Annotated in this window: 26 protein-coding genes and 1 riboswitch; of the genes, 10 read left to right on the top strand and 16 right to left on the bottom strand. The window is 36.4% G+C overall.

Going from position 1 to position 26660, the window contains the following annotated elements; translation table 11 throughout:
• Positions 1 to 58 precede the first annotated feature (58 nt).
• Genes ACEPXD_RS02680 through ACEPXD_RS02670 form a run of 3 tightly spaced genes read right to left on the bottom strand, consistent with a single transcriptional unit; the run spans position 59 to position 3906 of the window.
• The gene (locus tag ACEPXD_RS02680; protein ID WP_391119701.1) at positions 59 to 1252 is read right to left on the bottom strand and encodes an acyl-CoA dehydrogenase family protein; all 1194 of its coding nucleotides are present in this window, start codon (positions 1250 to 1252) and stop codon (positions 59 to 61) included.
• Complete coding sequence (locus tag ACEPXD_RS02675) at positions 1249 to 2412, bottom strand: saccharopine dehydrogenase family protein (protein ID WP_391119699.1); 1164 nt, start codon at positions 2410 to 2412, stop codon at positions 1249 to 1251. Before ACEPXD_RS02675 ends, ACEPXD_RS02680 begins: the two co-directional genes overlap by 4 nt.
• A 15-nt stretch (positions 2413 to 2427) precedes the next feature.
• The gene (locus ACEPXD_RS02670; protein WP_391119697.1) at positions 2428 to 3906 is read right to left on the bottom strand and encodes an aldehyde dehydrogenase family protein; all 1479 of its coding nucleotides are present in this window, start codon (positions 3904 to 3906) and stop codon (positions 2428 to 2430) included.
• Positions 3907 to 4075: 169 nt separating this feature from the next.
• Between ACEPXD_RS02670 and ACEPXD_RS02665 the strand changes: the two genes are divergently transcribed.
• Positions 4076 to 4873 (top strand): TIGR00266 family protein, encoded by a 798-nt coding sequence (locus tag ACEPXD_RS02665; protein ID WP_391119695.1) that lies wholly within the window; start codon positions 4076 to 4078, stop codon positions 4871 to 4873.
• A gap of 405 nt (positions 4874 to 5278) precedes the next feature.
• Complete coding sequence (locus ACEPXD_RS02660) at positions 5279 to 5476, top strand: C4-dicarboxylate ABC transporter (protein WP_151698736.1); 198 nt, start codon at positions 5279 to 5281, stop codon at positions 5474 to 5476.
• A gap of 69 nt (positions 5477 to 5545) precedes the next feature.
• Here the strand turns inward: ACEPXD_RS02660 and ACEPXD_RS02655 are convergent, their stop codons facing one another.
• Positions 5546 to 6175 carry a TetR/AcrR family transcriptional regulator gene (locus tag ACEPXD_RS02655; RefSeq protein WP_391119693.1) on the bottom strand — a complete coding sequence of 210 codons (630 nt, stop codon included), beginning with the start codon at positions 6173 to 6175 and terminating at the stop codon, positions 5546 to 5548.
• 171 nt (positions 6176 to 6346) lie between these two features.
• Between ACEPXD_RS02655 and ACEPXD_RS02650 the strand changes: the two genes are divergently transcribed.
• The 3 genes from ACEPXD_RS02650 (at position 6347) to metC (ending at position 10370) form a co-directional block, all read left to right on the top strand.
• On the top strand, positions 6347 to 7525 hold the full coding sequence (locus ACEPXD_RS02650; RefSeq protein WP_391122959.1) for a YhgE/Pip domain-containing protein: 1179 nt from the start codon (positions 6347 to 6349) through the stop codon (positions 7523 to 7525).
• Positions 7526 to 7876: 351 nt separating this feature from the next.
• Positions 7877 to 7983: riboswitch (SAM riboswitch) on the top strand.
• A gap of 81 nt (positions 7984 to 8064) precedes the next feature.
• Entirely contained in the window at positions 8065 to 9186 is a 1122-nt protein-coding gene (locus ACEPXD_RS02645; RefSeq protein WP_391119691.1) for a methionine biosynthesis PLP-dependent protein, read from the top strand.
• On the top strand, positions 9183 to 10370 hold the full coding sequence (metC, locus tag ACEPXD_RS02640) for a cystathionine beta-lyase (RefSeq protein WP_391119689.1): 1188 nt from the start codon (positions 9183 to 9185) through the stop codon (positions 10368 to 10370). The genes ACEPXD_RS02645 and metC overlap by 4 nt, the downstream gene beginning before the upstream one ends.
• 368 nt (positions 10371 to 10738) lie before the next feature.
• Here the strand turns inward: metC and ACEPXD_RS02635 are convergent, their stop codons facing one another.
• Genes ACEPXD_RS02635 through ACEPXD_RS02625 form a run of 3 tightly spaced genes read right to left on the bottom strand, consistent with a single transcriptional unit; the run spans position 10739 to position 14017 of the window.
• Positions 10739 to 11338 carry a class D sortase gene (locus tag ACEPXD_RS02635; RefSeq protein WP_391119687.1) on the bottom strand — a complete coding sequence of 200 codons (600 nt, stop codon included), beginning with the start codon at positions 11336 to 11338 and terminating at the stop codon, positions 10739 to 10741.
• Positions 11335 to 12933, bottom strand: coding sequence for a hypothetical protein (locus ACEPXD_RS02630; protein ID WP_391119685.1), 1599 nt, complete (start codon positions 12931 to 12933; stop codon positions 11335 to 11337). The genes ACEPXD_RS02635 and ACEPXD_RS02630 overlap by 4 nt, the downstream gene beginning before the upstream one ends.
• Positions 12934 to 12964: 31 nt before the next feature.
• Positions 12965 to 14017 carry a hypothetical protein gene (locus tag ACEPXD_RS02625; RefSeq protein WP_391119683.1) on the bottom strand — a complete coding sequence of 351 codons (1053 nt, stop codon included), beginning with the start codon at positions 14015 to 14017 and terminating at the stop codon, positions 12965 to 12967.
• A gap of 212 nt (positions 14018 to 14229) precedes the next feature.
• Between ACEPXD_RS02625 and ACEPXD_RS02620 the strand changes: the two genes are divergently transcribed.
• Complete coding sequence (locus tag ACEPXD_RS02620; RefSeq protein WP_391119681.1) at positions 14230 to 14535, top strand: hypothetical protein; 306 nt, start codon at positions 14230 to 14232, stop codon at positions 14533 to 14535.
• Between the two features lie 63 nt (positions 14536 to 14598).
• On the opposite strand, the gene ACEPXD_RS02615 is transcribed toward ACEPXD_RS02620, so the two are convergent.
• The 4 genes from ACEPXD_RS02615 to ACEPXD_RS02600 all read right to left on the bottom strand — a co-directional run bounded on the left by ACEPXD_RS02615 (position 14599) and on the right by ACEPXD_RS02600 (position 17713).
• A complete protein-coding gene (locus tag ACEPXD_RS02615) occupies positions 14599 to 14946 on the bottom strand; it encodes a DUF3147 family protein (protein ID WP_391119679.1) in 348 nt (115 codons plus the stop codon).
• Entirely contained in the window at positions 14934 to 15356 is a 423-nt protein-coding gene (locus tag ACEPXD_RS02610) for a MarR family winged helix-turn-helix transcriptional regulator (protein ID WP_391119677.1), read from the bottom strand. The genes ACEPXD_RS02615 and ACEPXD_RS02610 overlap by 13 nt, the downstream gene beginning before the upstream one ends.
• 141 nt (positions 15357 to 15497) lie before the next feature.
• On the bottom strand, positions 15498 to 16646 hold the full coding sequence (locus tag ACEPXD_RS02605) for an acyl-CoA dehydrogenase family protein (protein ID WP_391119675.1): 1149 nt from the start codon (positions 16644 to 16646) through the stop codon (positions 15498 to 15500).
• 311 nt (positions 16647 to 16957) lie between these two features.
• Entirely contained in the window at positions 16958 to 17713 is a 756-nt protein-coding gene (locus ACEPXD_RS02600) for a DUF2935 domain-containing protein (protein ID WP_391122957.1), read from the bottom strand.
• A gap of 179 nt (positions 17714 to 17892) precedes the next feature.
• Between ACEPXD_RS02600 and ACEPXD_RS02595 the strand changes: the two genes are divergently transcribed.
• The 3 genes from ACEPXD_RS02595 to ACEPXD_RS02585 are packed head-to-tail and all read left to right on the top strand — an operon-like array spanning position 17893 to position 18959.
• Positions 17893 to 18111, top strand: coding sequence for a hypothetical protein (locus ACEPXD_RS02595; RefSeq protein WP_391119673.1), 219 nt, complete (start codon positions 17893 to 17895; stop codon positions 18109 to 18111).
• Complete coding sequence (locus tag ACEPXD_RS02590) at positions 18108 to 18374, top strand: spore coat protein CotJB (RefSeq protein WP_391119671.1); 267 nt, start codon at positions 18108 to 18110, stop codon at positions 18372 to 18374. Before ACEPXD_RS02595 ends, ACEPXD_RS02590 begins: the two co-directional genes overlap by 4 nt.
• 15 nt (positions 18375 to 18389) lie before the next feature.
• A complete protein-coding gene (locus ACEPXD_RS02585; protein WP_391119669.1) occupies positions 18390 to 18959 on the top strand; it encodes a manganese catalase family protein in 570 nt (189 codons plus the stop codon).
• Here the strand turns inward: ACEPXD_RS02585 and ACEPXD_RS02580 are convergent.
• Positions 18956 to 19135 carry a hypothetical protein gene (locus ACEPXD_RS02580; protein ID WP_391119667.1) on the bottom strand — a complete coding sequence of 60 codons (180 nt, stop codon included), beginning with the start codon at positions 19133 to 19135 and terminating at the stop codon, positions 18956 to 18958. The genes ACEPXD_RS02585 and ACEPXD_RS02580 overlap by 4 nt on opposite strands.
• 155 nt (positions 19136 to 19290) lie before the next feature.
• On the opposite strand from ACEPXD_RS02580, the gene ACEPXD_RS02575 reads away from it, so the two are divergent.
• Positions 19291 to 20019, top strand: coding sequence for a polysaccharide deacetylase family protein (locus tag ACEPXD_RS02575; protein ID WP_391119666.1), 729 nt, complete (start codon positions 19291 to 19293; stop codon positions 20017 to 20019).
• 198 nt (positions 20020 to 20217) lie between these two features.
• Here the strand turns inward: ACEPXD_RS02575 and ACEPXD_RS02570 are convergent, their stop codons facing one another.
• From ACEPXD_RS02570 to dacB, 4 genes are all read right to left on the bottom strand, one after another.
• Positions 20218 to 21954 carry a methyl-accepting chemotaxis protein gene (locus tag ACEPXD_RS02570; protein WP_391119664.1) on the bottom strand — a complete coding sequence of 579 codons (1737 nt, stop codon included), beginning with the start codon at positions 21952 to 21954 and terminating at the stop codon, positions 20218 to 20220.
• A 229-nt stretch (positions 21955 to 22183) separates the two neighbouring features.
• Positions 22184 to 24277, bottom strand: a complete 2094-nt coding sequence (locus ACEPXD_RS02565; RefSeq protein ID WP_391119662.1) for an MMPL family transporter — start codon at positions 24275 to 24277, stop codon at positions 22184 to 22186.
• Between the two features lie 104 nt (positions 24278 to 24381).
• Positions 24382 to 24957, bottom strand: a complete 576-nt coding sequence (locus tag ACEPXD_RS02560) for a TetR/AcrR family transcriptional regulator (RefSeq protein WP_151698717.1) — start codon at positions 24955 to 24957, stop codon at positions 24382 to 24384.
• A 112-nt stretch (positions 24958 to 25069) separates the two neighbouring features.
• Positions 25070 to 26554, bottom strand: a complete 1485-nt coding sequence (gene dacB, locus ACEPXD_RS02555; RefSeq protein WP_391119660.1) for a D-alanyl-D-alanine carboxypeptidase/D-alanyl-D-alanine-endopeptidase — start codon at positions 26552 to 26554, stop codon at positions 25070 to 25072.
• Between the last annotated feature and the right edge of the window lie 106 nt (positions 26555 to 26660).

Below are 26660 nucleotides of genomic sequence, written 5' to 3'. Positions count from 1 at the left end.
ATGTATATCACTATAAAAAAAGGTTTTCCCGAGTTCATACTCTAGGAAAACCTTTTTCTTATTCATCAAATGGCCATTTAGGTAGCATGTGAGAAAGTGTTTTATCTTCTCGATAGCCAAGCACATATTCTGCTTGCATAATCGTATGGATCTCTCTTGTTCCTTCATAAATAACTGGTGCTTTGGAGTTGCGCAAATATCTTGCCACCGGATATTCATCTGAATAGCCATACGCCCCGTGTATTTGTACTGCATCATCAGCTGCTTTGTTAGCAAAATCGCATGCTTGCCATTTAGCAAGCGATGTTTCTCGCGTATTACGAACCCCTTTATTTTTCAATTCACCAACACGGTAAACGAGTAATCTACTCATTTGAAGGCCGGCTTCCATTTTCGCAATCATTTGTTGCACAAGTTGGTGTTTGCCAATTTCTTTACCAAAAGTTTCTCGTTCACGACAGTACTTCACACTTGCCTCTAAACAAGCTAATGATAAACCAGCAGCCCCTGCCGCTACAGTGAAGCGACCATTATCAAGTGCAGCCATTGCAATTTTAAAACCTTCCCCTTCTTTTCCTAAAAGGTTTTCCTTAGGTACTCGCATATTTTCAAAAAATATTTCTCCAGTATTCCCTGATTTAATGCCGTATTTTCCTTTAATTGCTTTAGAGGAGAAGCCCTCCATCGTTCGTTCTACAATGAACGCACTGATCCCATGATGCTTTTTCGATTTGTCGGTATAAGCAAACACGATAAAATGATCAGCAGCATCACATAGTGAAATCCACGTTTTTTGTCCATTAATCACATAATCTTCACCGTTAAGTTCAGCCACTGTCGACATAGCAGCAACATCTGAACCTGCTCCTGGTTCCGTTAACCCAAAAGCTCCTATTTTCTCTCCCTTTGCTTGGGGAGTTAAATATTTTTCCTTCTGCTCTTCCGTTCCCCATTGCATAAGTGTCATCGAGTTTAATCCAGTATGCACAGAAACAGCTGTGCGGAAAGCGGTGTCTCCTCTTTCAAGCTCCTCGCATACAATTGCAAGTGCATTATAGTCCATACCACTTCCACCGTATTTTTCAGGTATGCAAACGCCCATCAAACCTAGGTCGGCTAATTTTCCCCATATTCTCTTATCGAATGTTCCTTGTTCTTCCCACTTAGCAATATATGGAATAATCTCATTATCTACAAACTGACGAACTGTCTTACGAAGTAGTTTTTGTTCCGCGGTAAATTCAAAATTCATACGCTAACACCTCTTAAAACCGTCTCCACAATATTTACCCCACGTGTGGCCATTTCTTTTATATATAATTCTCCAGGAACGATTAACTCTGGTGGATATACACCTCGTTTTGAAATGACATTATTTCCAATCATTTGTGCTACAACTGAAATCGTGTTAGCAGTTGCTCTTCCCATTGCAGTTGTTCCTGAAAGTTTGTCTTTTTTCGTTGCTAACTCATAGTTATACGTAGTGTTTTCACCGTCTTTTATTCCTGTTACGATTACACGCAACAAAACAACATCATCCTTGTCCCCAAGTAATAATTTAGGTGTCAATACTTCTTTTAATACATCACGGGCCTTCACCATATTCCCATTTACATTTACTATCGTATTTTTATTCGTTAATCCTAAATCCACTAGCAGCTTAAATTTTTCTGCATGCCCTTTATACCGGATGGTTTTATACTCTAAAGCATCTATATTCGGAAAAGATTTAGTCAGGGTCGATGTCCCACCTGCAGTATGGAATGCTTCCAATTCACCATACTCTTCAAAATAAATAGGCTCAATTTCTGATAAAGATTTCACTTCTTGTAACTTCCCGCCTCGTATAACATGGGAGGGGTCGGTATAATGATCAAACACTCCTTCTAATGAGAAAACGATATTATATCCAAATATCCCCTCTGGCTCAGCTGGAATTCCACCCACGTATAAATGAATACCAGAAACATCATCTAGTTTACTTGCTCCGTAACCAGCAAGAATATTAATCATACCAGGTGCCACCCCTAAATCTGGGATAAGTGTAACACCCTTTTCCTTCGCTCTCTTATCAAGTGATAGCACAGCATCTGTTGCTCCACCTATATGGCCACCTAAATCAATTGAATGCACGCCAGCCTCTACTGCGAGCCTCGCAACTTTTTCATTAAATGAATAAAACAAAGCATTGATAACAACATCTACTTTTCGCATTATTTGCAGAATATTATTATCATCATTTGCATCTAATCTTAATACTTCAATCTTAGAATTTTGTAGTCTCTCTTTAAACATATTAGCTTGGCCCACATCTAAATCACATAATAAAACTTTTTCCACATTTGGGCTCAATACTAAATCACGAGCTGCTTCTTTCCCCATCAATCCTGCTCCTAATACAGCAACCTTCATGTTGTCATCCCCCTATTATTCTGTGTCTATTTGTGCACGTTGCAATTTTCCACTGAAGTCTACGTAAATACTTTTCCATTCTGTATATACATCTAGTGCTGCTACTCCCGAATCACGGTGTCCATTTCCTGTTCCTTTTGTTCCTCCGAATGGCAAATGAATTTCAGCACCTGTAGTTCCTGCATTGACATAGACTATTCCAGTATCTAAATCGCGCTGAGCACGGAAAATTTTGTTCACATCTTGAGAAAAAATGGAACTGGAAAGACCAAATTTCACTCCATTATTCACTTCAATTGCTTCTTCTAGCGAACTTACTTCAATTAACGATACAACTGGCCCAAAAATTTCTTCTTGAGCTATTCTCATCGTTGGTAAAACATCTGTAAAAAGGGTTGGAGCATAATAATTACCTTTTTCTAGATCTCCTTCATTCAAAACATTTCCGCCGACTAAAAGGGTCGCTCCTTCCTCTTGTCCAACTTTTGTGTAAGAATGAATTTTTTCTAATGCTCGTTTATTAATAACTGGACCAATTTTGACTGACTCGTCTAGACCGTCACCAATTGTTAACTTTTCCATTTGCTCAAGGAGCATCTTTTCTAAATCTTTCTTTACATCTTTATGCACAATTACTCTACTGCATGCAGTACAACGTTGACCAGCTGTTCCAAATGCACTCCATAAAATCCCTTCCACAGCAAGGGACAAATCTGCATCGTCCATTACAATGACTGCATTTTTCCCACCCATTTCGAGTGACACTTTCTTTAGATGTCTGCCACCAAGTTCGGCTACTTTTCTGCCTGTTTCCGTCGACCCTGTGAATGAAATAACTTTTACGTCCTGATGCTCAATCAGTGCCGTTCCAACTTCCGAACCAGAGCCAAATACAATATTCGCAACACCTGCTGGTAATCCTGCTTCGTCAAATATTTTTGCCATTTCATATGCCATCATTGGTGTTTCTGTTGCTGGTTTCCAAATGAAAGTATTACCTGCAACTATAGCCGGGAATGATTTCCAAGTAGCAATCGCAACAGGAAAATTCCAAGGAGTGATTAGACCTACTACTCCAATTGGTGCACGGACACTCATGGCAAATTTATCCGTAAGCTCAGAAGGGGTAGTTTCTCCGAACAAACGACGTCCTTCTCCTGCCATGTAATATGCCATATCTATTCCTTCTTGTACTTCTCCGCGACCTTCCTCAATGACTTTACCCATTTCTTTCGTTAGCACTTGTGCTAAATGTTCCTTCTTTTCTTTCATTAGTCTACCAATTTCATATAAGTAATCCGCCCGTTTTGGTGCCGGTACTAACGCCCATTTCTTTTGCGCTTTCACTGCAGCAGTAACAGCTATATCCACGTCTTCTTTTGTGGACATCCGAACTTCCGCTAACTGTTCACCATTCGCAGGATTCAAAACAGCTGTATACTCTACTTCTCCTACTTCTTGCCAACTTCCATCGATAAAATTAGTTAACTTCATTTCATTACCTCTTTTCTCTTTATGCGAAAACGCTTCCATTAGTAGTATATTCTCTACTTTTTACTGAATTCCTTTAATTAAAAGTGAATAATTAGAATTTTTTGTTTTGAAACTTTTATTTACCTTTTACGTATTAATAAATAATTATTATTTGAGGAGGAAGATATACGTGAATAATCATGAAATTGACTACAAATTACATGGAGATGATATGCAATTTGTAGAGATTGAATTAGACCCCGGAGAAACTGTAGTTGCTGAAGCAGGTAGCTTAATGATGATGGAAGATGATATAACCATGGAAACCATTTTTGGTGACGGCTCAAGTTCATTTGATAGTGGAATAATGGGCAAAATAATGGGTGCAGGTAAGCGGATGTTAACAGGTGAAAGCTTATTCATGACTACTTTTACGAATGCTGGTAAAGGAAAAAAACATGTCTATTTCGCTTCTCCTTATCCTGGTAAAATAATTCCTATAGACTTAAGTGAATATCGAAGTAAGATTATTTGCCAAAAAGAAGCATTTTTAGCTGCAGCAAAGGGTGTTTCTGTAGGAATCGAATTTCAACGCAAGTTAGGAACTGGCTTTTTTGGTGGAGAAGGATTTATCATGCAAAAGCTTGAAGGAGATGGCCTTGCTTTTATTCATGCGGGTGGAACTATTCACAGAAAAGAACTACAGCCTGGCGAGGTTTTAAGGGTAGACACTGGTTGTTTAGTCGCGATGACATCTGACGTAAATTATAATATCGAAATGGTAAAAGGAGTGAAAACAGCTCTATTTGGCGGTGAAGGCTTATTTTTTGCAACTCTTCGCGGACCGGGTACTGTATGGATTCAATCATTACCATTTAGCCGTTTAGCAAGCCGTGTATTTGCAGCCGCTCCTCAAACCCTCGGCAGAGGCTCAAAAGATGAAGGAAGTATCGCTGGTGGAATATTTGACCTTTTAGGAGGGAAATAAATAGTTAAAAAAATCGAAAGCCACCTTTAAATACATCTTGTCTTCTCTATTTCTAGAGTACTTTGGACGAAAAATCAGCTACACTTTTCTCGGTAATCTTGTGGCGGATGTTTTTCCGTCGCCATCTTGAAATATGTAGAGACATAGTGCATTTTTCTCTACTTCCACTTTCCCTATTGATAAACAAAGGAATGTAACAGACTGACTTGCAAGCGTCCGCCTGCATCGCAAATCAACCTGTTTATGGCATAAAAATTTATAGACTTTCCTTTTAAAAAAATTCTCTTTTATTCTACTTTATTCCGCAAATTGTTTATAAATAATAGACCTCCTCTTCATATACTAGTGGAAGAACATTTTTCTATAAAATTAATGTTCTTTAGTGTAAAAAAGGAGGTGTTAATAATGAAAGCTTCTTTAGGTATGTGGATTGGCTGGATTGGAATTATTTTAGCAGTTGTAGGATTCTTTTATTATCCTATGTTCTTGGGTGGAGGAGCAGTAGTCTTAGGATTAATCGGTCTAACTTCCCCACAAAAATTCCTAGCTTGGATTTCAATTGTACTTGGAGCTATTGCATTCTTCTTACCGATGCTCCAATAGCTAGTTGGTGAATAATGAATCTGCGGCATGTCCGGGTCATTTGCGGCACATGCCTTTTTTTATTGTGCTTCATATTTCTGATTTACTAAAGGATAATCCTCCCGCTTTGACTGGCCCCCAAAATGTTATTTGTGACAAAATTTGTGCCATTTCTTGAGGTGTCTTCTCCATCCCACTTTTTAACCAATATTGAATGACTCCTAAATGTGCGGAACTCACATATGCGAATAAATAGTCTAGAGGTACCATCCTATTTTCTTCGATTACATATTGAAAAAAGTTTTGATACATTCTCTTTTCTATTATATCTTTTAATCCGCATTGAATAGCTGGATCCCCATTTGATCCTAAAATAACTCTCATAAAAACAAAGTTCTCTTTAAGGAATTCAAATAGTTTTATTACAAAAGGAAAAGGTAGCTCCACTTGCATATTTTTTTGATATTCTTCGTTTATGGTCGTCCATGCATCTCCAACAATTCTTTCTAATTCGCTAAAAACCTCATCTTTATTTTGTTCAAACAAATCATATTTATCTTTGTAGTGAAGATAAAATGTTCCTCTATTGATATTAGCTTTTTCTGTTAAATCACTTACTGTTATTGCTTCGAATCCTTTTTCATCCATCAATTGCGTAAATGCATCCCGAATCATCTGTCTGGTTCTTGCAATACGACGATCTATTTTTTTCGTTGTCATATAATTTTCTCTCCCTTTTTTTATAGTTAATGAACAATGTTGTTTATTTTGTTAATTAAAGAACGAAATCACACCTATTGATTATTGATATTTCTTTTTCTCTATTGTAATATACATTGAGAACATTAATCAACACGGTGTTCATTATAAAAAAGGGGTTTTTCCATGAGTATCTTTAAAAATAATTTAACATTTATTTCACCTATTATCGTAATTGCCATTATGTTCATTTTTTCGTTGACACTTTTCCCGTCTATAAATCCAGCACCTAAAAACATGCCTATAGCAATTGTCAATGAAGACCAAGGTGCAGTTCTTCCAAACAATACAGAAATGAATATGGGTAAGACAATTTCCGAAAAAGTTCGTACGCAAGCTATTCCTGGTCAAGATTCTCCAATCAAATGGATCAGTGTCGATAGCATGACTGAAGTTCAAAAAGGATTAAATAACAAGAAATACTACGCTGCATTAGTAATCCCAAAAGATTTTAGTAAAAATCAGGTTTCACTTCAATCACCAAATCCGGTTTCCCCAGAAATTCAAATTTTAGTGAATCAAGGGATGAATCCTACTGCAGCAAATATTGCGAACCAAATGTTGAGTGGATTAGTAGACGGTATAAATGGGAACGTCCGAACTCAGATATTGGAAGGTTTTAAAATGAACGGGAATACAATTACAACAGAGCAAGCTTCCCTTCTTGTATCTCCAATTATGAAAAAAGTCGTTAATATCAATGAAACTGGAACAAAAAGTGCAAATGGGAACTCACCTGTTTCCATGTTCCAGCCACTATGGATGGGAAGCATTGTCGGAGCGGCAGTAATATTTGTTGTACTTAGCAAGATCCAATTTAGAAATCGAAAACAAAAGTTGTTAGGAATTTTAATGCAAGTGATAGTTGGTGCTATACTCGCACTCATTGCAGGATTCGGTTTAACTTTGCTTGCCGATTCCATGTTAGGTTTGAACATTCCGAAGTTTGCTGATACAGGTTTATTCTTGTCACTAACTTATTTTGCGTTCTTTCTAATGATTTCGGCAGTGCTTATGTGGCTAGGGATGAAAGGCTTACCAATCTTTGTCCTAATGCTCTTTTTCGGGGCACCACTTTTGGCTATGCCACCGGAGTTCTTGCCTTCATTCCATCGTAATTGGATCTATCCTTGGTTGCCAATGCGTCAAATGATTGAAGGACTTCGTGAGCTTTTCTTCTTCGGCAAAGGGTTCGGTTGGAGTCATTCGGTTCAGATGTTAACTTGGTTAGGACTTGGAAGTATCCTTGTATTACTCAGTTCTTCTATTAAAAAAGTAAAAGTAAACGAAATTCAAAATGAAGATAACTGAGAAAATTGCACGCGCCCTTTAAGTGCATCAGTCTTCTCCAATTCCAGAGTTCTTTGGACGAAACATCTGCTCCTGCGGTTACTCGTCGCAAAATTATAGTTGCTCCTGCGGTTACTCGTCGCAAAAATATAGTTGCTCCTGCGGTTAATCGTCGCAAATCGCATTGGCTACAACTATTATCGTAGTAATTTGGTTCGTGAAGTGACTGCGTCACTTCACGAACCATTTTTTGGGTAATCTTGTGGAGCATGTTATTTGTACTTGAATATCATTACGATATATCCTTGTATTATTACCCATACCATGATAAACTATTTTAAATTAAACATTTAGAAAATTTAATATTTTCATTTCTTATCAAGAGAGACGGAGGGATTGGCCCGAAGATGTCTCAGCAACCAGCCAAATGGTGGTGTGGTGCTAATTCCAATAGACGGTTAACGTCTTGAAGATAAGAAGACTAACTTCAGTATTTTTTTGAGGATTCTCTTCTTATTAGAGAATCCTCTTTTTATTTTAATAGAAGAGGATGAATATTTATGTCTAAAAACAGTATAGAAACACGATTAGTTCAGTTAGGAAACCAAAGTGATCCGACGACAGGGGCAGTTAATCCGCCCATTTATTTATCAACTGCTTATAAACATGGTGGACTCGGCAAGTCTACCGGTTATGACTACACACGTACTAAAAACCCTACTCGTACTATTTTAGAAGAAGGAATCGCGAAACTAGAAAGTGGAGATGCAGGTTTTGCCTGTAGTTCTGGCATGGCTGCAATCCAATTAGTATTATCTCTTTTCCGTTCTGGAGACGAATTGATTGCTCCAGAAGATCTTTATGGTGGAACGTATCGATTATTTAACCAGTATTCAGACTCTTGCAATATTCAGACTACATACACGAAATTTGAATCTGTAGAAGAAGTAAAATCACTAATTACAGAAAATACTAAGGCAATATTTATCGAAACGCCAACAAATCCATTAATGCAGGAAATTAATATTCAGCAATTTGCGGTACTAGCTAAAGCGCATGGATTACTACTAATTGTGGATAACACATTTTTAACGCCTTACTTACAGCGTCCTATTGAGCTTGGCGCACATATAGTCATTCATAGTGGAACGAAATATATTGGAGGACATAATGACGTGCTTGCTGGGCTAGTTGTTACAAAAGGCGCAGAATTAAGTGGAAAATTACATGCAAATCATAACGCAGCAGGTGCTGTACTTTCACCGTTCGATTCTTGGTTATTAATTCGAGGCCTAAAAACACTTCACTTACGGATGAAGCAACATGATGCAAATGCGAAAAAAATGGTGGAGTTTTTGCAAAATGAACCCGCCGTAAAGAATGTTCTTTACTCCGGAAAAGGTGGTATGCTTTCTTTCCGTTTACAAAAAAGTGAGTGGGTAGGTCCTTTTCTTGAAAAGCTTCAGTTAATTGTTTTTGCAGAAAGCCTTGGTGGGGTGGAAAGTTTCATTACCTATCCAGCTACGCAAACGCATGCTGATATTCCTGAAGAAGAGCGCATAGCACGCGGGGTAGATAACAGCCTTTTACGTTTTTCGGTTGGTGTAGAAGAAGCAGATGATTTAATCGCGGACTTGCAACATGTTTTTGACACTCTAGAAAGCGAAGTGAATGAACAATGACCTTTTCTAACGAACAATTAGAGACTAGTTTAATCACTGCTTCCACAAGAGGAGGTTCAGAACGAAAAATTGGCGCTGTAAATGTCCCCATTTATTTATCTTCCACTTTCCATCAAGAAAGTTTTGATAAATTTGGTCCATATGATTATAGTCGTTCCAGTAATCCAACAAGAGATGCTTTAGAACGAACTATTGCAGAACTAGAAGGCGGCACCCGCGGATTAGCATTTGCTTCCGGAATCGCAGCAATTTCTTCCGCTTTCATGCTTCTATCTTCAGGTGATCATATTGTCATTACAGAAGATGTGTATGGTGGGACTTTTCGAATTGTAACGGAAGTATTGCCTCGTTTTGGAATTGAACATACTTTTGCCGATTTTACGGATGTAGAAGCTGTTTCAAATGCAATTCGTTCAAATACAAAACTGATTTATATGGAAACACCTTCTAATCCACGTCTTAGAATCACCGATATCACTAGCATTGTAGCGCTTGCTAATGCGAATGATTGCTTCACTTTTTTAGACAATACATTCATGACTCCACTTTATCAACGTCCGCTCGATATTGGTGTAGATGTAGTTTTACATAGTGCTACCAAGTTTTTATCAGGACATAGTGATATTATTGCAGGGCTTGCTGTAACGAAAGAGGATGAACTGGGAAAACGATTAGCCTTTATTCAAAATTCGTTCGGAGCTATTTTAGGTGCTCAAGATTCCTTTTCATTAATTCAAGGAATAAAAACATTAGGCGTACGACTTGATAAATCCTCCGAATCTGCCCAAAAGATTGCTACTTATTTAACGAGACACTCCTTAGTAGAAGAAGTTTTTTATCCAGGCTTATCTACACATCCTGGTAACGAAATTCATGCGAAGCAAGCGGAAAGCCCTGGAGCTGTTCTTTCGTTCCGATTGCCTAATCGTGCGATCGCCAAAGCGTTTGTAGAAAGCGTGCAAATTCCTGTTTTTGCTGTAAGCCTTGGTGGGGTTGAATCTATCCTATCCCACCCTGCCCAAATGTCTCATGCGGCTATGCCAAAAGAAGACCGTGAAAAACGAGGAATTACGGATGGATTACTACGGTTTTCTGTAGGTTTAGAGAATGTAAATGATTTGATTGCTGATTTCGACCAAGCACTTACAATAGCAGAGAAACAAACTAAAAAAGTATTAACTTAGCGAATCAACTTACCTAATTTTGCAATAAGAATTCTCTTTTATGGAGAAAGAGAAGTAGGTTAAAATACGAACTGCATTTCAAAATAATGGTGATATTTAGGGTTAAGTCTATTTTTTGCTTATTCTTCAATGAGATTACAGAAATAGATTTGGAATTGTTATACATTAAAATTGTTAAATGGCGGAACGAGACAAAACTATGGATAACCGAGACCATTCCCTTCAACTCCGCAACCAATTTAACTAAAATCGAGACCAATTCTATCCTACCCGAGACTAATATTTTTCTTTCCATTAATTTCAATAAAAAAAGTGTGCTCCTCTTAAAAAGAGTGCACACTTTTTCTTCTCGATTTCTAGTATTTCAATTAATTCTCCACTTGTTTCGCTTGTACAACGAGACGAAATTTATTGGACCTTTCTGGATAGCATGTTATTAAAGAGAGTAAAGAGATTCCCTTTTGTCTTTCTAAAATATCTACATTCTCTGGTTTTACTATTTGAATATTAAATACTTCATATCGCAAAGTATCCATCTTTGTCTCCAATTCAAAGCGATCCCCTATTTGAAGCTCGTTTAACCGATTTAAAAATTGGCCGAAAATATGAGATTGATGGCCGGCGATAGCGGCACTTCCATTAAGTTCCCCTGGTTCATCTAGTCCAGTAATCACACCTAATGCTCGATTTAAGTTTTCTGGAGTTGCTCCTTCCAAGACGGGTGATTCCAAATAGATAGAGGGAATCTTTAAGATACCTACAACTTCAGAGTTTGATTCTTTCAGTTGTTGCACTTCGACTGAGTTTGCTCCGACATACACTTTTTCACTAGCTGCTTCTGTTTTAATGGATGTAAAGGATTCCATTAATTCGTTTTGATTTTGCTCATTTTCCAAAACTCCATAACTTACGATAAAGAAAAGTAGCAGCCCTATTCCAATCAGCGAATTGCCTACGTATTTTTTCATTTTAGCTGGCCCCTATACGCAAATTTACGTATAGTCACTCCACACACAAGTAGACAAACAGCCATTAATAAAAGCATCATACTATTAAGAAATCCACCTGTTTTCGGTAATGAAGATCCGGTGAAAATTCCACTATTACTTAATGTTTTATTTCCAGATACTCCATTTGAGTTAGCACTGAAACCAACTAAACTACTTTCATCTTCTTCCGTAGCCCCAACATCATAATCTACTTCGTTTGTAGTTTCGTCGATAGTTCCAGTTGTTCCATCATTGGTGGATTCATTCATATCATCATATGTTCCTTTATTCCCTTCCGTGCTCCCTTCTTCATTGTCAGCAACCGACACTGGCACTTCAGCGTTATTTCCTTCAGAAGTTTCATCCGCGCTCTCATCGGGATCATTGTTTGGATTATTTGGGTTTATAATTGGTTGAGCCGCTAAGTATGTTTCTCGTGAAAGAATATCTATAACCGTGCTCCCCAATAAATTATTTAGTCCTAGAGAAATCGTATTGTCTCTTTGAGTAGTACCTCCGCTCTCTGTGTAACCTTTACTAGTCAATGCATCCGCATTAAGACTACCTATTACATCAGAAAAAACGTCTAATTGGAGAACACCTTCCGAAAAGGATTTCTCCTCCCCACTACTCTGACTGTGACGATCTAAAATGCCAAGATGAACTTCATTTAGGACCGGTAATTCATTACTTACTAATTCGACAACACCGCTATCATATTTAGTAAAATCTCCTTCTTTGATTGATTCTGACAATAAAACATTTATAGTTATATTACCTAACACTTGATCCACTAGTTCTGCACCAACAACAGATGATTCATGTTTTTCGAAAGAATCATTTTCCATATTGTTGTTCTCTAGAACATTAAGTTCTAAACCCTCTAAGATGGCATTCTCAAGTTCTATAGTGAGGAGTTTCGAATTATCAACATACTCCTCATTTACTTTTTTCTTTTCGCTTTCAAGAAGTCCTACATGTAAAGTACCCAGAACAGGTAAATCAGGGATTTTTGAATGTACTCCTTGGTCCTCATGCGAAGAAGTTGCCCCTTCTTCAACCTGTTCCTGCTTTAGTACTCCGATCTCTACATCTTCTACTATTGCTAAATTTTCAAGCCCGATATCTACAACGGCTTCTTTACTGGTTTTATCTGTTTCTGTCAATGATTCTTGCTGGTTCATTATATCTACATTAACTTCATCAACTATTAACGGTTTTTCTGTAACAATATCTACTAACGCTTTTTCACTTGCAGACTTAGTTTCAGATTGTGAAAGTACGCTTACTTCCGTATCACCGATTTCTTCATCTATAACAGATGCAGTTACCAGTGCTTCCTCCGTTTTTCCTTCATTTGGTACTTTGGTATTAACACTTTCTATTCCAATCAGTTTATTCACTTCAACGTCCACAATATCTGCCTTATCTGGATTATTGTCTAATAGATTCACTTCAATTTGTAAAGTTAAGTGGGAGCCATTTCCTTCTGCTACTACAAAAGATGGTGCTAGAAATAGCATTGTCAAAAATCCAAGAACAGTACAAGTAAAATTTTTGCTAATAGTTTTCATTATTTTTCTCTCCTTTTTCTTATGATGTTAATCACAAATGAAAAAGGAGTGCTTGCGGCGGTTTCCTCAGTGGTGTATGAATCCACTGGATAATTGCATAGCTATTTTTGTGATACCATTTCTTCCTCGCCAGTTCTTTTAACATTTGATGAGAAGTCAACAGTACAATTGGTATGTCACCTCCCAAAAGAAAAGACACTCCACTTAATGTTACATTAGAACTGCCAGTAATAACTGCACTACTAGTAACTACTACCTTTCGATTCTGTCCTACTGGAAATGTTGTCTTAGCAGCATTTTTCATTTTTTTTACTTCTATTATTTTTTTGGAAGTATTTTTTATCTGATTGGTCTTTACCACATCGTTGGAAATGATAACTTCTGAATTAACTGAGGTTTTATTGGTTATTTTTCCTAGTTGTCTCTCTACCTCTTGTAATTCTACATTTTCAGTCCCTTTTGATGTCTTATTACTCGCCTCATCGGGATTCTTTATATGTGAGAAAGGAGGCACTGATTCAACTAAAATTAAATTTTTCGATTGTTTCGATGGAGTTGATGTTAAAGGAGGTTTCGTAATATTTATTTCTTCAGAAAGAGTTTTGTCTAGTTTCTTCTCAGTTACATTTTCTACTATATCATTTACTTTTTTTACAGCTTTGCCTCCCGTCTTAACTGTTTTTTGCACCTCCGTGGTTACTTTTCTCACTCTTTTTGCAGTTACCTTCAATTCAGAAGATACAATGGGTACTTCAGGAAGGTTTTCTACGGACTCCTCTACTGCATTGACTAAGTTGTTAACGGTTGAATCCGTTGTATTCCTCACTTCTGAGACTACGTGCTCGATGATCGGAATACTTTGCTCTTTACCTTCTGTTACAGGATTTAAAATAGATTGTGAGGGAATAGTTTGGCTTATATTCGTTTTAACAGTATCAACAACTTCTTCTGTTGTACTAATAAGTTGATCAATTGTCTCCCCTAACAATCCCCGATTACGATCGTTCTCTTCTCCCTTCACTTGAAAAGGAAGCACCACCAAAAAAATAGTACTAACTATACATGCAATAAAACCATTCTTCACTTTTTCACCTCCTAACCAGCTAAAAATTTCATTTTATTATTTCTACTTCCCTATTTTTCTGAATATTAAACTTATTTGTCCCTAATACTTTTGTCAGTGTCTATCATCCAGTATTCTAGTTTTGAAGTTTTCTTTTTATTTTCTTAAATGTTTTGTTTTGTTCTTCAAGGGGAAATAAGGATCGTAAGTAACAATCAAAGGAGGACTATAAAATGACAAATCAACAGTATGAACATTCAACAGACGACGTAGTAAAAGAAACTGGAGAATATACTTGCGAAGCTGGAATTACTAAAATATTATTTGAAGGTGATAAATTCCCTTCTTGTCCAGAATCGGAAGTGGCTACTTATTGGAGACATTCAGAAGGACATCATCACAATTCTGGCGAAAAGGTACCCGAATCTGGAAAATATAAGGACAAAGATGGAGATCTAAAAGAATTAGAAGCGGGAGCATTATTCCCGAATTGCCCTAAGTCTGGTAATCCAACAACATGGAAACACGATGGAAACTAACACTTCCATATAAACACCGACTCTAGTTAAAATAAACTAGAGCCGGTTTTTTCCTTTTGTTTTCTACAAAAGTTTTCTTACAAAAGTAATAGTAAAATCCTGAACAAATAAAAAAATTAACCATCCACAAATACCCAATCCTATGGATATTAAAAGATGAACTGAACTTTGTAATGCTATATATACTACTATCAACATCATGGCAGTCGCTGGAAATCCCCAAAGTACTCCTAATGCAAATTTGCTTAACACTTCCGTTTTTTCTCCTTGGAAATATAACCATGTAATACTTAGTAAACTAACTAAAGGAAGTGCAGCAATAACGCCACCATAAGTCGGAAATCTTCTCGCAACTTCTGTCACAATCCCTATAATTATGGCTGAAATTGCTATCTTCATTAAAACATACATTTCTTTGCACCCTGACTTAATAGTTCTAAAGCCTTTTCTACAATTACTTTTTCTTGATCCGACAATTGCTCTAGAACTGTTTTTAATTTTTTCTCATCTAAACTCGTATTCCTATGTAATACATTTTTTCCCGATTCGGATAAGCATATATGCACTTTTCTTTGATCCTCTTGATTTTTTTCTTTGATGATATATTTTTTCTCCAACAATCTTTTCACATGTTCTGATGCTGTGTTATGTGAAATATGTAAATAGGAAGCCACCTCATTCACTCCAACATATTGTTCTTTTTCTATAAGCTGAAGTATACGTACAGCTTGATGAGTTATTTTATCCTCGTGTGGATAATGCAAATAAAAATAAATATCCGTCCAATAATGATTTAGTTTAACTACTACTTGTTCATTCATAGTGCACTCTCCTTTATGTTTTTATTATATCGTATAATGCGATATAAATTCAAAAATTAAATAAAGTTTTGATATTATAACAAAAAGACCTCTTTTCCATGTCTTTTAGACACCAAAAAGAGGCATTACTCTATTTTCCACTTACAATCCTAAATTTTTTGCAATAATGACTTTCATAATTTCATTAGTTCCAGCGTAAATAGAGGCAACAGGGACATCACGATATCGTCTAGCAATTTTGTATTCTTCCATGTAACCGTATCCACCATGTAATTGCATACACTCTATGGAGATTTCTCGTGCAGTTTCAGTCAGCCAATATTTCGCCATTGACACTTTTGTGACCACATCTTTCTCATTAAGATGGTCTTCAATAAGTGATTCAAGAAAGGATTTTCCAATCTCTACTTTTGTCGCCATCTCCGCAATTTTAAATTGTGTATTTTGAAAAGATGATATAGTCTTTCCAAATGCTTTACGAGATTTTACATATTGTATTGTGGATTCCAGCATATCTTCTGAAGCAATTTGTGCTGCAATAGCAACTACTAGTCTTTCTTGTTGCAATTTTTCCATTAAATATCCAAATCCATATCCTTCTTCCCCTACCAAATTAGACGAAGGAACGCGACAATCCTCAAAATACAATTCTGCTGTGTCTTGGGCATGGAGTCCAACCTTACCGAGTTTTTTCCCTTTTGTGAAACCTGGCGTACCTTCCTCTACCATGATTAAACTAATTCCTTTATATTTTGGTTCTACTTTCAAATCCGTTTTTACGACAACGAGAAATAGATTGCCATTAATGCCATTTGTAATAAACGTCTTTTGACCATTCAACACATAATGATCACCATCGTGAATAGCGGAAGTTTGAATATTAGCTAAATCGGAACCTGTACCTGGCTCTGTCATTGCAATTGCTGTAATGGCATCGCCAGTCACGCAATTTGGTAGCCACCTTTGCTTCTGTTCTTTTGAGCAAAATGATTCCATATACGGAACGACAATATCATTATGCAGACTTACTCCAACTAAACTAGTTCCTACTCTTTCTAATTCTTCAGAAATGATCACATTAAAACTAAAATCTAAACCTAACCCTCCATATTTCTCTTCAACTTGAGGACATAGGAACCCCATCTCCGCAAGCTTCTTCCAAAAAGAAATAGGAATAATTCTTTCTTTTTCCCACGTATTATAATAAGGTACAGCCTCTTTTTGAAGAAATTTTTGCAGTGCAGCTCGAAACATTTCATGTTCATCTGTTTCAAATCTATACCTTCCCAATGTTTATCATTCCTATTCTATTCGTTCAATAATAGTTGCGTTCACCTGTATGTTCTAGCCTGTTTATCTACGTACCTTCTCGTGGACAAATCATTCACTCACCTAATTCTTCTTTTTGGTTGTTTCACTTTCTTTATAAATAGGCAAAACGAGATATTTAAAAAAATTGAAATTAAGCCTTTTAAAAAATACCCAGATGAACAAATAATTACCTTGGCAGTTCTCTCTATTCTATTTCCCAATATTAATAAATTTTATCAGCTGATCTCCATATGCTAGAACTATATTAAGCATGATGTCTAAACTCCTCTTTAGAGAATCTTCTGTAAATAATATGTTTCTTCTCTAGCCATATGATCAGCCATAAGAGATGTAAAGGTACCTATTACTTCGTTTTTTATATTCATTTCTTCCAATTCTTTTAAAAATACTTTAAAAATAGCCATTTCCAATTCAATATCTTCATGGAATTTATCTAATGCTGGAAATCTTTCTACATTCGCACGCAAAAAACCTGCTAGTTCAACTGCTTTTAAATAGAAATCTTCCCAGTCTTTCATAAATTGCTGCCCTTTTTCTTTCAGTTGTTTTTCAACTCGGTCTAAATCTGCATCAATAGCACCGGCATGACCGGCAGCATCAAGTAGCCAAAGTAGATCATGATGTAAAGGATGTACTAAGGGAATTTCCTGGCCTTGTTCTAAATAGGTAAGTACTCGTATCGCCTCTTCTACTTCGTTGACCATATGGTTGATGAAAGATGGAGGTAGCGAGCTTTTTATTTCTCCAACTAAATGATCTTTTATGAGAAATAGTTTAAATACACGAATTTCTTCACTCGCTATTTTTGCTTGTTGGGCTATAAAACCAAGTTCCTCTTTCGTTAAAGGTTTTTGTTTGGAAGCCATTAGTAATTGATCAAAGTGATGAATAAATGAACTTGCAGCACCAATCTTTTCTGTTTCACTAGGAGCTAAAGAATCATGAATAAACCTTCCATGATCTCCAAGCACTTGTAACCAAAAATGGAGTTCATATAAAGCGGTTTCTTGAAATGAGTTTTCCAGTTAAAGCCCTCCCTCTTACAATGTATGCAACTACCTGTTTAATTAAGTAGAAAGGGTCATCTAGCAGCAAACTTTTTATCTACCTTGTTTTATTCCAATTAATATTTACATAAACACTTTGTCCTCTTAGTATCAATTGTGCCCATCCTTCATAGGATAGTCTGAAGGAGTGATATCATTTGGATCAGTCATTATATCGAGGAAGCTATAAGCCTTTTGTATCACCATTGGACCCTTGCCCACCTATTCTAGTGAAGCATTTTGTTTTGCCCCCACAACTTTTTACAAATTTCCAAGCCCCTGGCCTACCACAAAATTCTCCTGAAGAAGCACTTTGGCAAGGCTCACTTTGGCCACAATTTGTGGATGGATTTTCGCGAGAGGAAGGAATTTCATGAATGCATTCGAAGAAAGATTAGACTTGTTAAAAAAAGTACAACAAATGGATTTTGTCGTAGTTGAGTTGACTTTATACACAGATACTCACCAAGATGATGCAGATGCTTTAGAACAATGGAGAGAAGCTATAAAAGAGGCGGCAAGGGTGCGCAAACACTACGAGAATAAATTTGGACCTTTATCATTAATGTCCGCCCCTTCCAAACAAGCGATAGAGGTAGGTTGGCGTTGGAATCAAACGCCGTGGCCATGGCAATTATGAGAAAGGAGAAACGCGATGTGGGTTTATGAAAAAAAACTGCTGTACCCTGTAGAAGTTACCACTTGTAATCCAATGCTAGCGAGATACATTATGGAGCAATATGGTGGAGCGGACGGAGAACTAGCTGCTGCCTTAAGGTATATGAATCAACGTTATACGGTTCCTGATAAAGTAATCGGCCTTCTGACAGATATATCTACGGAAGAATTTTCTCACCTAGAAATGCTAGCTACAATGATTTATAAGTTAACAAAAGATGCTACACCTGAACAATTAGAAAAAGCAGGACTAGGTGCACATTTTGTCAATCATGGCCATTCACTCTTCTACGAAAGTGCTGGCGGTATTCCCTTTACCTCTACATATATTCAGTCAAAAGGTGATCCCATTGCCGACCTTTACGAGGATATAGCGGCTGAAGAAAAAGCACGTGCAACCTATCAATGGTTAATCGATATCTCAGATGACCCTAGTATAAATGATGCATTAAGATTTTTAAGAGAAAGAGAAAATATCCACTCCCTACGATTCAGAGAAGCTGTAGAACTATTAAAAGACGAAAGAGACCGCAAAAAAATCTTCTAATCAAAACCCGCCACCCGTCCATTCAATACGAAATTCACCAATATGACAAAAATGTTACTGGTGCCAGGCACCAGTAACATTTTTGTCATAATTATAATTTCATAGAAAAACGCTTGGTAGTTGGGATTTTCCTTGCTAACAAGCGTTTTTTTGATTATTTTATCTTCTATTTTCATAGCCATTCTCTTTCCAAACTTTATCTTTTACTTGATAATAATTATTTTTTGCAAGGTGCGTCAGTATAATTCATTGTAATCGGTAAACAATAATTTCAACGATGAAAGCATTTTTAAAACTTCCCCCAATTAAGCAAGGCTAGGAGGAATTATTCATGAAATCTTTGGGAGTAAAAATCGGAGTATTAATTGTTTTATTTTTTTGTATAGCTTATGCTACTTCAGCGATGGATAGAGGAAGACCTTATTATGAAAAAAAAGGATATGTTCTATGGGGAATTAAAACCGAAGAAAAAGTTATTGCACTTACGTTTGATGACGGTCCTCATTCCACTTACACGCCACAGATATTAGACTTACTTGCTGAATACCATGCAAAAGCGACATTTTTTGTCATTGGTGAGCGAGCAGAGTCTTTTCCTGATCTTATTCTTCAAATAGGCAAGGATGGTCACGAAATAGCGAACCATACGTATTCACATCCTTTAAAAATCACACCCGACAAGCTTAAAGAAGAACTAAAAAAAACGAATGAAATTATCCACGATATTACCGGTACTTATCCATTGTTTTATCGTCCTGTAGGAGGAAGTTACAATGATCGTATTATTAATACTGCTATTGAAAATGGATACAAGGTAATAATGTGGTCATGGCATCAAGATACAGAAGATTGGAAAACTCCAGGAGTCAATAAAATTGTAAAAAAAGTATTATCTGGCGCTAGCCCAGGTGATATTGTGTTATTTCATGATGCAGGAGGAGATCGTTCTCAGACTGTGAAAGCACTTGAAGAAATTTTACCAGAACTCCAAAAACAAGGGTATAAGTTTGTAACGATATCGGAGCTTATAGAAATAAACAGCATGAGCGTAAAGCATTAGGCATCCATTCTTTATTAATTTTGTCCAAAATCGATTAATAAATTCCTTTTGCTTATACGAGTGAACACAGTTTCAACCATTTCCCTTTACTTCAAAACGAGAATGAGATTAATGCCATATGAGCTTAGACCACTCAATACCTAAAGAAGAGCAAACCATTTTTGTGGCTTGCTCTTCCTTTCATTTTTTCATTCAATATTACTCGAATTTATCAATCAATTCACTTAATGAATGTGCAACTTTTTGAAGTTCATCACTCATTTTTTCCAATGAACCCATTGCATTTGTCTGTTCTTCTGTGGAGCTCGCAACTTCTACTGTTTGTATAGCGGCATCACTTGCGAACCCTTTAATATTTTCAAAAGCAGCAAGTATTTCTTCTGAGCCTGCTGACATTTCTTCTGTAATCGCAGAAGTATCTTGAATTTCTAAATTTATTTGACTGATCGTACCGACCACCTGTTCCAGCATTTCGCCAATCTTTTGAACCGCTTCAGTTCCCTCTGTAACTTTTGTGGATGTTGCAACCATCACATTTCTAACGTCATTCGTGACTTGTTCGAAATTATCAATCAGCGCTCTTATTTCTTCAGCTGATTGCTTTGATTGCTCTGCTAATCTTCTTACCTCATCTGCTACTACTGCAAACCCTTTTCCAGATTCACCTGCACGTGCTGCTTCAATTGCAGCATTTAACGCGAGTAGATTGGTTTGTTCAGCAATACCTGTCATCACATTCGTTATTTCTTGAATTTGTTTAGATTGGCCACTAAGCTCTTCCACTTTCCCGCCTGTTAGTTGAACCATTTCTTGAACATCTTTAATCTGTTTAACAACTCGCTTAGATTCTTCATGCCCCTTACTTATAAAAATAGTAACGTCATTCGATGTATTCGACATCTCATTCCCTGAATCAGCAATTCTTTGTATGCCTATTGACATCTGTTCTAGAGCAGTAACGGAATCTTCACTATGCTGTAATGATTTTGCACTTCCTGCTGCCAATTCAACCATACTTTTATTAATCAATGTATTATTATCCGTTGTCATTTCAATTGTCTCAAAAAGCTGTTTTGATGAACGTAATACCTGAGTAGAGTGACTAGTCATCTCAGTCATTACTGCGCTCAATTGCTCTTGAGAAGCCATAAATGATTTTGCTAAAGCGGAAATTTCATTTTCTGATCGGAACTTTATTGCTTCCACTTTTTGGGATGCTACAGTCCATTTTCCTTCTGCAAAGTCACCCAAGGCTTCGCTTACAACAGTAAGAGGCGCCAACGTTCGTTTTGTGTATATATAAAATATGGTTGTAAGAACAAGAATAATCACAAGAAATATTATCGCAACAAGAGGTATAGTGGTTTTAAGAAGATTGTTCTGAATTCCTACTACATTTTCTGCGGCGATATCTACTGCCAAGATCCCAACAATATCATCTTTATTATCTCTAATTGGAGAAAAAGCAGATAGATATCTGCCAAACTCAGGATCATTGATAACTTTTGTACTTACTGAATTCCCTTGTAAAACGGAGCTTACATCTGCAAATGTTGTACCTGTTGTTTTTTGTCCAATGGTTGCGGCACCTTCTTCACCTTTTGGATATCCATCTATCATTATTTCAACCGATTTTGTATCGGCTTTTAGCGTATACAAATAAAGTACACCTGTACTATCCAATGCATTGACAAACTGATCTCTTAAATTCCAATATGTATCACTTTCCACTGGTTCTTCCATAAACTTTTTGTATTTATCTCCGTCAACTTTGCTAGCCAAGTAATCAGCAGTTGATACCGCTTGACTTCTAATAGAGTCTTCAACTGTTTTAAGTGTGCTAATAGTGAACAGTGCGGAAACTGCTACAAACAAAAACAACATGACAACAACAAGAATTAATGCCATTTTTGTACTTAATGATCTTCTCCTCATTATATTAACCCTTCTCTCTCAAAAATCCCCAAATAACTCACCAAAATATATCTACAATTTATTATCGGCATATATAATATATTTTTTGAGTTATCAAAATAAAGTACTTTTTAACTTTAGCGTTACACCTAAAATAAGTTACAAAAGTATTACAGGTGCCTGGCACCCGTAATACTTCTGTAAAAAAATAGCATGGTACCGGGTTTTTACCCTGGTACCACGCTATTTTTTACTTTTTATCTTTTTCAAATAGGATGATTAAGGAAGGTAGTAGTATTCCTCGAATTAAGAATGTGTCTAGGATAATCCCTACTGCTACTATGAATCCAAACACAAATAGTAATTGGATTGGTTGCGTCATGAGGACTGCAAAGGTTGCTGCAAGTAAAATACCTGCTGACGAAATAACCCCACCGGTATTAGCAACCGCAATTTGAACCGCTTCTTTTACAGTGTGCTTTTTACGCTCCTCTAAAAATCTAGAGATTAAGATAATATTATAATCAATTCCAAGTGCTACTAAGAAAACAAATGAATACAGTGGAACTCGGTTACTTATCGTATCGATGTCAAAAAATAAATTAGTTAAGAACATGCCAAGTCCAACTGCCGCTAAGAAAGATAGTAAAATTGTTCCCATCATGTATACTGGCATTTTAAATGACTTCGTTAAGAAAATAAGCATAATAAAAATTAATATTGTTTCTAACAACACGATAACGATTAAATCACGATCATTAACTGAGCGATCATCCACTTTCGTCGCTGTTTCACCTGCAAAGTAAAGTTCTCCATTTATATTACTTGATTGCAACATGTTTTTTTCGTTCTCAACCATATTCTCTAATGCATCCATGGATTCAACCGAATAAGGATTTTCTTCGAAAGTTAATTGGTATTGAATCGCATAACCGTCTTCTGAAATTCCAGCTGGGCGAACTTCACTTACTAAAGTTTGTTTAGAAAGCTGTTTCTGTAAACTCTCTTGTACCTTTGGTGTTATTTCATTTGTGGATTCAAATAGAACCGTCGTTGGAGCTAGATCACCTTTTTCAAACTTCGCTTCAATGACTTCATATCCTACTCGTGAAGGCATGTCACTTGGGAAAGATTTGATTGTATCAAATTCATATTTCATATTGAACATATTGAAAGCTGATATTACTAGAATGGCTAATATCGATAATGCTGCAACAATCGGTTTATTGACAACAAATGTACCAATTTTACTCCACAGCGTACTTGTTTTTATTTCTGTATCTCCAAATTTCGGAACTTTTGGCCAAAATGATTTTCTGCCGAAAAGTGTAAACAATGCAGGTACTAACGTTATCGATGCAATCATAATAACAAACATAGTCGTACCGAATATTGGAGCAAAGTTTCGATAATCACCAAACTCTGAAAAAAACAGAACGAGCATCGCTGCAAGTACGGTTCCGCCTGCGTAAAATACAGGGATTCCGGTTTCACGCATCGCCCACTTCATTGCATCAAATTTACTTTCATAGTTCTTCAGTTCCTCTCGGTATCGAGAAAAAACGAATAACGAATAATCTATCGTTGCAGCAAATAATAAGATAGACATAATGGATGTAGACTGTGTCGCTAATTCTAATCCACCTTTTCCAAACAGACCTAGAATTTGGTTAACTACTTCATACACAAATGCAGTTGCTAACAACGGAATTAATGCTAGTAGCGGAGAACGGTAAATTACGATTAATAAAATCAAAACAATTCCAACTGTAGATAGTAGCAATACAATATCTGCTCTTGAGAATAAATTTAACGTATCTACAGCAATTCCTGCTGGACCTGTCATATAAACAGTCATTTTTGTTTGATCTTGGACAATTGTTTTTACCTTTTCTATACCTGCTTCTAGATCTTTTGTATCTAAGGAAGGTTCAAAGCTTAATGGAATCACCGCTGTCTCTTTATCTTCTGAGAAAAAGCCAGCAAGAGCTTGCGGTGGAAGACTACTAAAAGGTATCAACTCTTTTAACCCATGAATATTAGCTACACTCACTTTATCTAAAGCCTCACCAAGGATTTCTGTATTTATTTCTACGTTGTCTGATTGAAGAACTAGAATACCTGGTATACTTTCTGCATCTTTAAAGTGGTCATCTATCTTCTGTTGTGCAATGACGGATTGGGCATCTTCTGGTAAAGAAGCGACGCCTGATACCTTGTACTCACTTGCGCTAGGTGCAAACACAGCTAACAACATAGTAATGGCTACCCATACCCCTAGTGTAATCCACATTCCTTTTTTGGAAGTTACAAAATCTGTTACATGTCGAATAATCTTCTGCATAATTCACTCTCCTTAAAATCCTTTATAAGTGACACTTGTGTCACTTTGAACAAAAAAAACATAACTGTCTCTTATATTATGTTCAAAAGTGACAGTTATGTCAATTACTCTATCTGGAACATTCCATGACATAAAATTTCTTTTATTGAAGCGATCCATTCATCTTGAGAGATCCCGAAATGGTTTGGTATAGCAATTGTTTGAAATACCATTCCTAATATTACTGCTGTAGGTAAATGACTTTTAATCTTTTTTTCTTTTCTACCCAAATCAATTAAACCTTGGAATTGCTGATACATATCCACATGGTATTCACCTAATTTTACTTTATTTCCTTCTACTCTTTTTGTCGCGTTGGAAGGAATTTGATTTATTATCTCCAATACTTGATGAATATTATTATGTTGGAAAATAAAATCAATCAATAAATCAAATTGAGTTTGGAAATCACCTTTTTTATTGAGTGCATTCATTTCAGTTAGGAAACGATTCATCTCGTACATTAAAAACTCAGAAATTAATTCATCTTTATTTTCGTAATATTTATATATGCTACCTCTCGATACGTTTAGAATAGCAGCCAATCGACTGAATGAGAAAGATTCATACCCTTCATTAATAATCATTGCTTTAGTGGCATTGAATAATTCCTCGTCTGTAAACTTTCTTTCCCTTGCCATCACGCTCACCTCACTACTTACTCAAGTATAGTACATGAATGCAAATACATAAACTATCCCTAACAAGCTAAAATTATTACTGGTGCCAGGCACCTGTAACAATTTTGTAACGTTAATTGAAATTAGTAATCGCGGTGGCAATTTGGTCGATGACTGGGATGGTGCTCGTTTTTGCGTTTTCCGTCAATATTGTAAAAATAAGCGTTTCTCCGCCTTTTGTCTTTGCATAACCGGCAAGTGATTTAATATTTTCTAAACTACCTGTTTTAGCTATCACATTTCCTTTTGCTGGAGCCATTTTCATTCTATTTCGCAGTGTACCTCCTATAAAACGATCAGATTCACCTGCTATAGGAAGGCTGTTCATATAAGTGTGATACCAAGGTTCAGATCGGACAACATATAATAATTGCGATAATTGATTTGAAGTAATCTTATTGGAGTAGGACATTCCCGATGCATCTTCAATGTTCCAATAATTACTATCTAGTCCTATAGAGTCTGTATATTCACGCATTACCTTAAGACCTGCATCCCAACTCCCTACTCCGTATTTAACTTTCCCCATCTCTTTTGCTAACATTTCCGCATGTGTATTATTACTCAATTTCATAAATGGAACGATTAATTCTTTCAAAGGCATGGATTTTCTAGACAATAAAACATGAGCCTTTTCGGAAGTTTTACCTTGAACAATTTTAGAGGAAGTGGCAAGCGTAATTCCTTTTTCCGCTAATGATCTTTTAAAGACATCTAGTGTATAGAGAGTTGGGTTTGTCACTGAAATCCATTCTTTTGCTCCAGAGGACCCTCTCGGAGAATTCCCCGTAATAACAACCTTATTTGTACCAACTTGACGAGTAATTTTCAACGTGCTTTTGTTGCCTTTAGGAACCGTTTTAGAATTATTCACTACTTCTAACATACTTGTTAAGGGAGTTAACGTTACTTTCGTAGCTTTTCCATTAACTGAAGGTATCGCTTCAACGATAACAGAACCTGCATCAAAATCATTATTTGGTGAAAGTGTCAATGCTGATATCGGTGCCGCATAGTAGTAAGGCTCATCTTCTGCTAAAATACCTGCTGACAATCGAACCGAGTCAAACCACATATCATCACCGACTAAATTTCCAGAAATTTGTTTAATTCCTTGCTTCATCAAACCATCTGCAAAGCTATCCAATTGTGTTTTCAATAAAGTCGGATCTCCTTGACCACGTAAATACAAATTACCATTTAATGTTCCATTTTTCACTTTGCCATCGATTAAAACAGATGTAGAAAAACGATAATTTTCACCAAGTGTATCTAGTGCTGCAGCGACAGTTAACAATTTAAGTGATGACGCTGGAGTAATCCTTTTATCCCCGTCATACTGATACACTATTTCTCCAGTAGAAGCCTTTCTAATCGCCACACTAGTCGAAGCGTTTCTCATTCTACTGTCCATCATAATATTGTTAATCGAATTTTTTAAATTCGTATAGGAAGCAGAAGCTTCAACGCTAGAATCAACTGTTACTGGGATAAAAACTGCTCCACTTACCATAAATACAGCTGCTATACTTACTAAAAGTTTTCTCCAAATTTTCACTTTGTACCTCCCATATTACTAAACTAGATATTACTAGTTTAACACGGAATTATTAGATAATACTGTTACTTTTGACAAAATAACAATTTAAAATACAAATTTCTAG

The organism is Psychrobacillus sp. L3 (genome assembly GCF_042945595.1).
In the GTDB taxonomy this organism is placed as follows: domain Bacteria; phylum Bacillota; class Bacilli; order Bacillales_A; family Planococcaceae; genus Psychrobacillus.
Note: the sequence above shows the minus strand (reverse complement) of the source record. Positions and strands in the feature narration are given on the sequence as shown.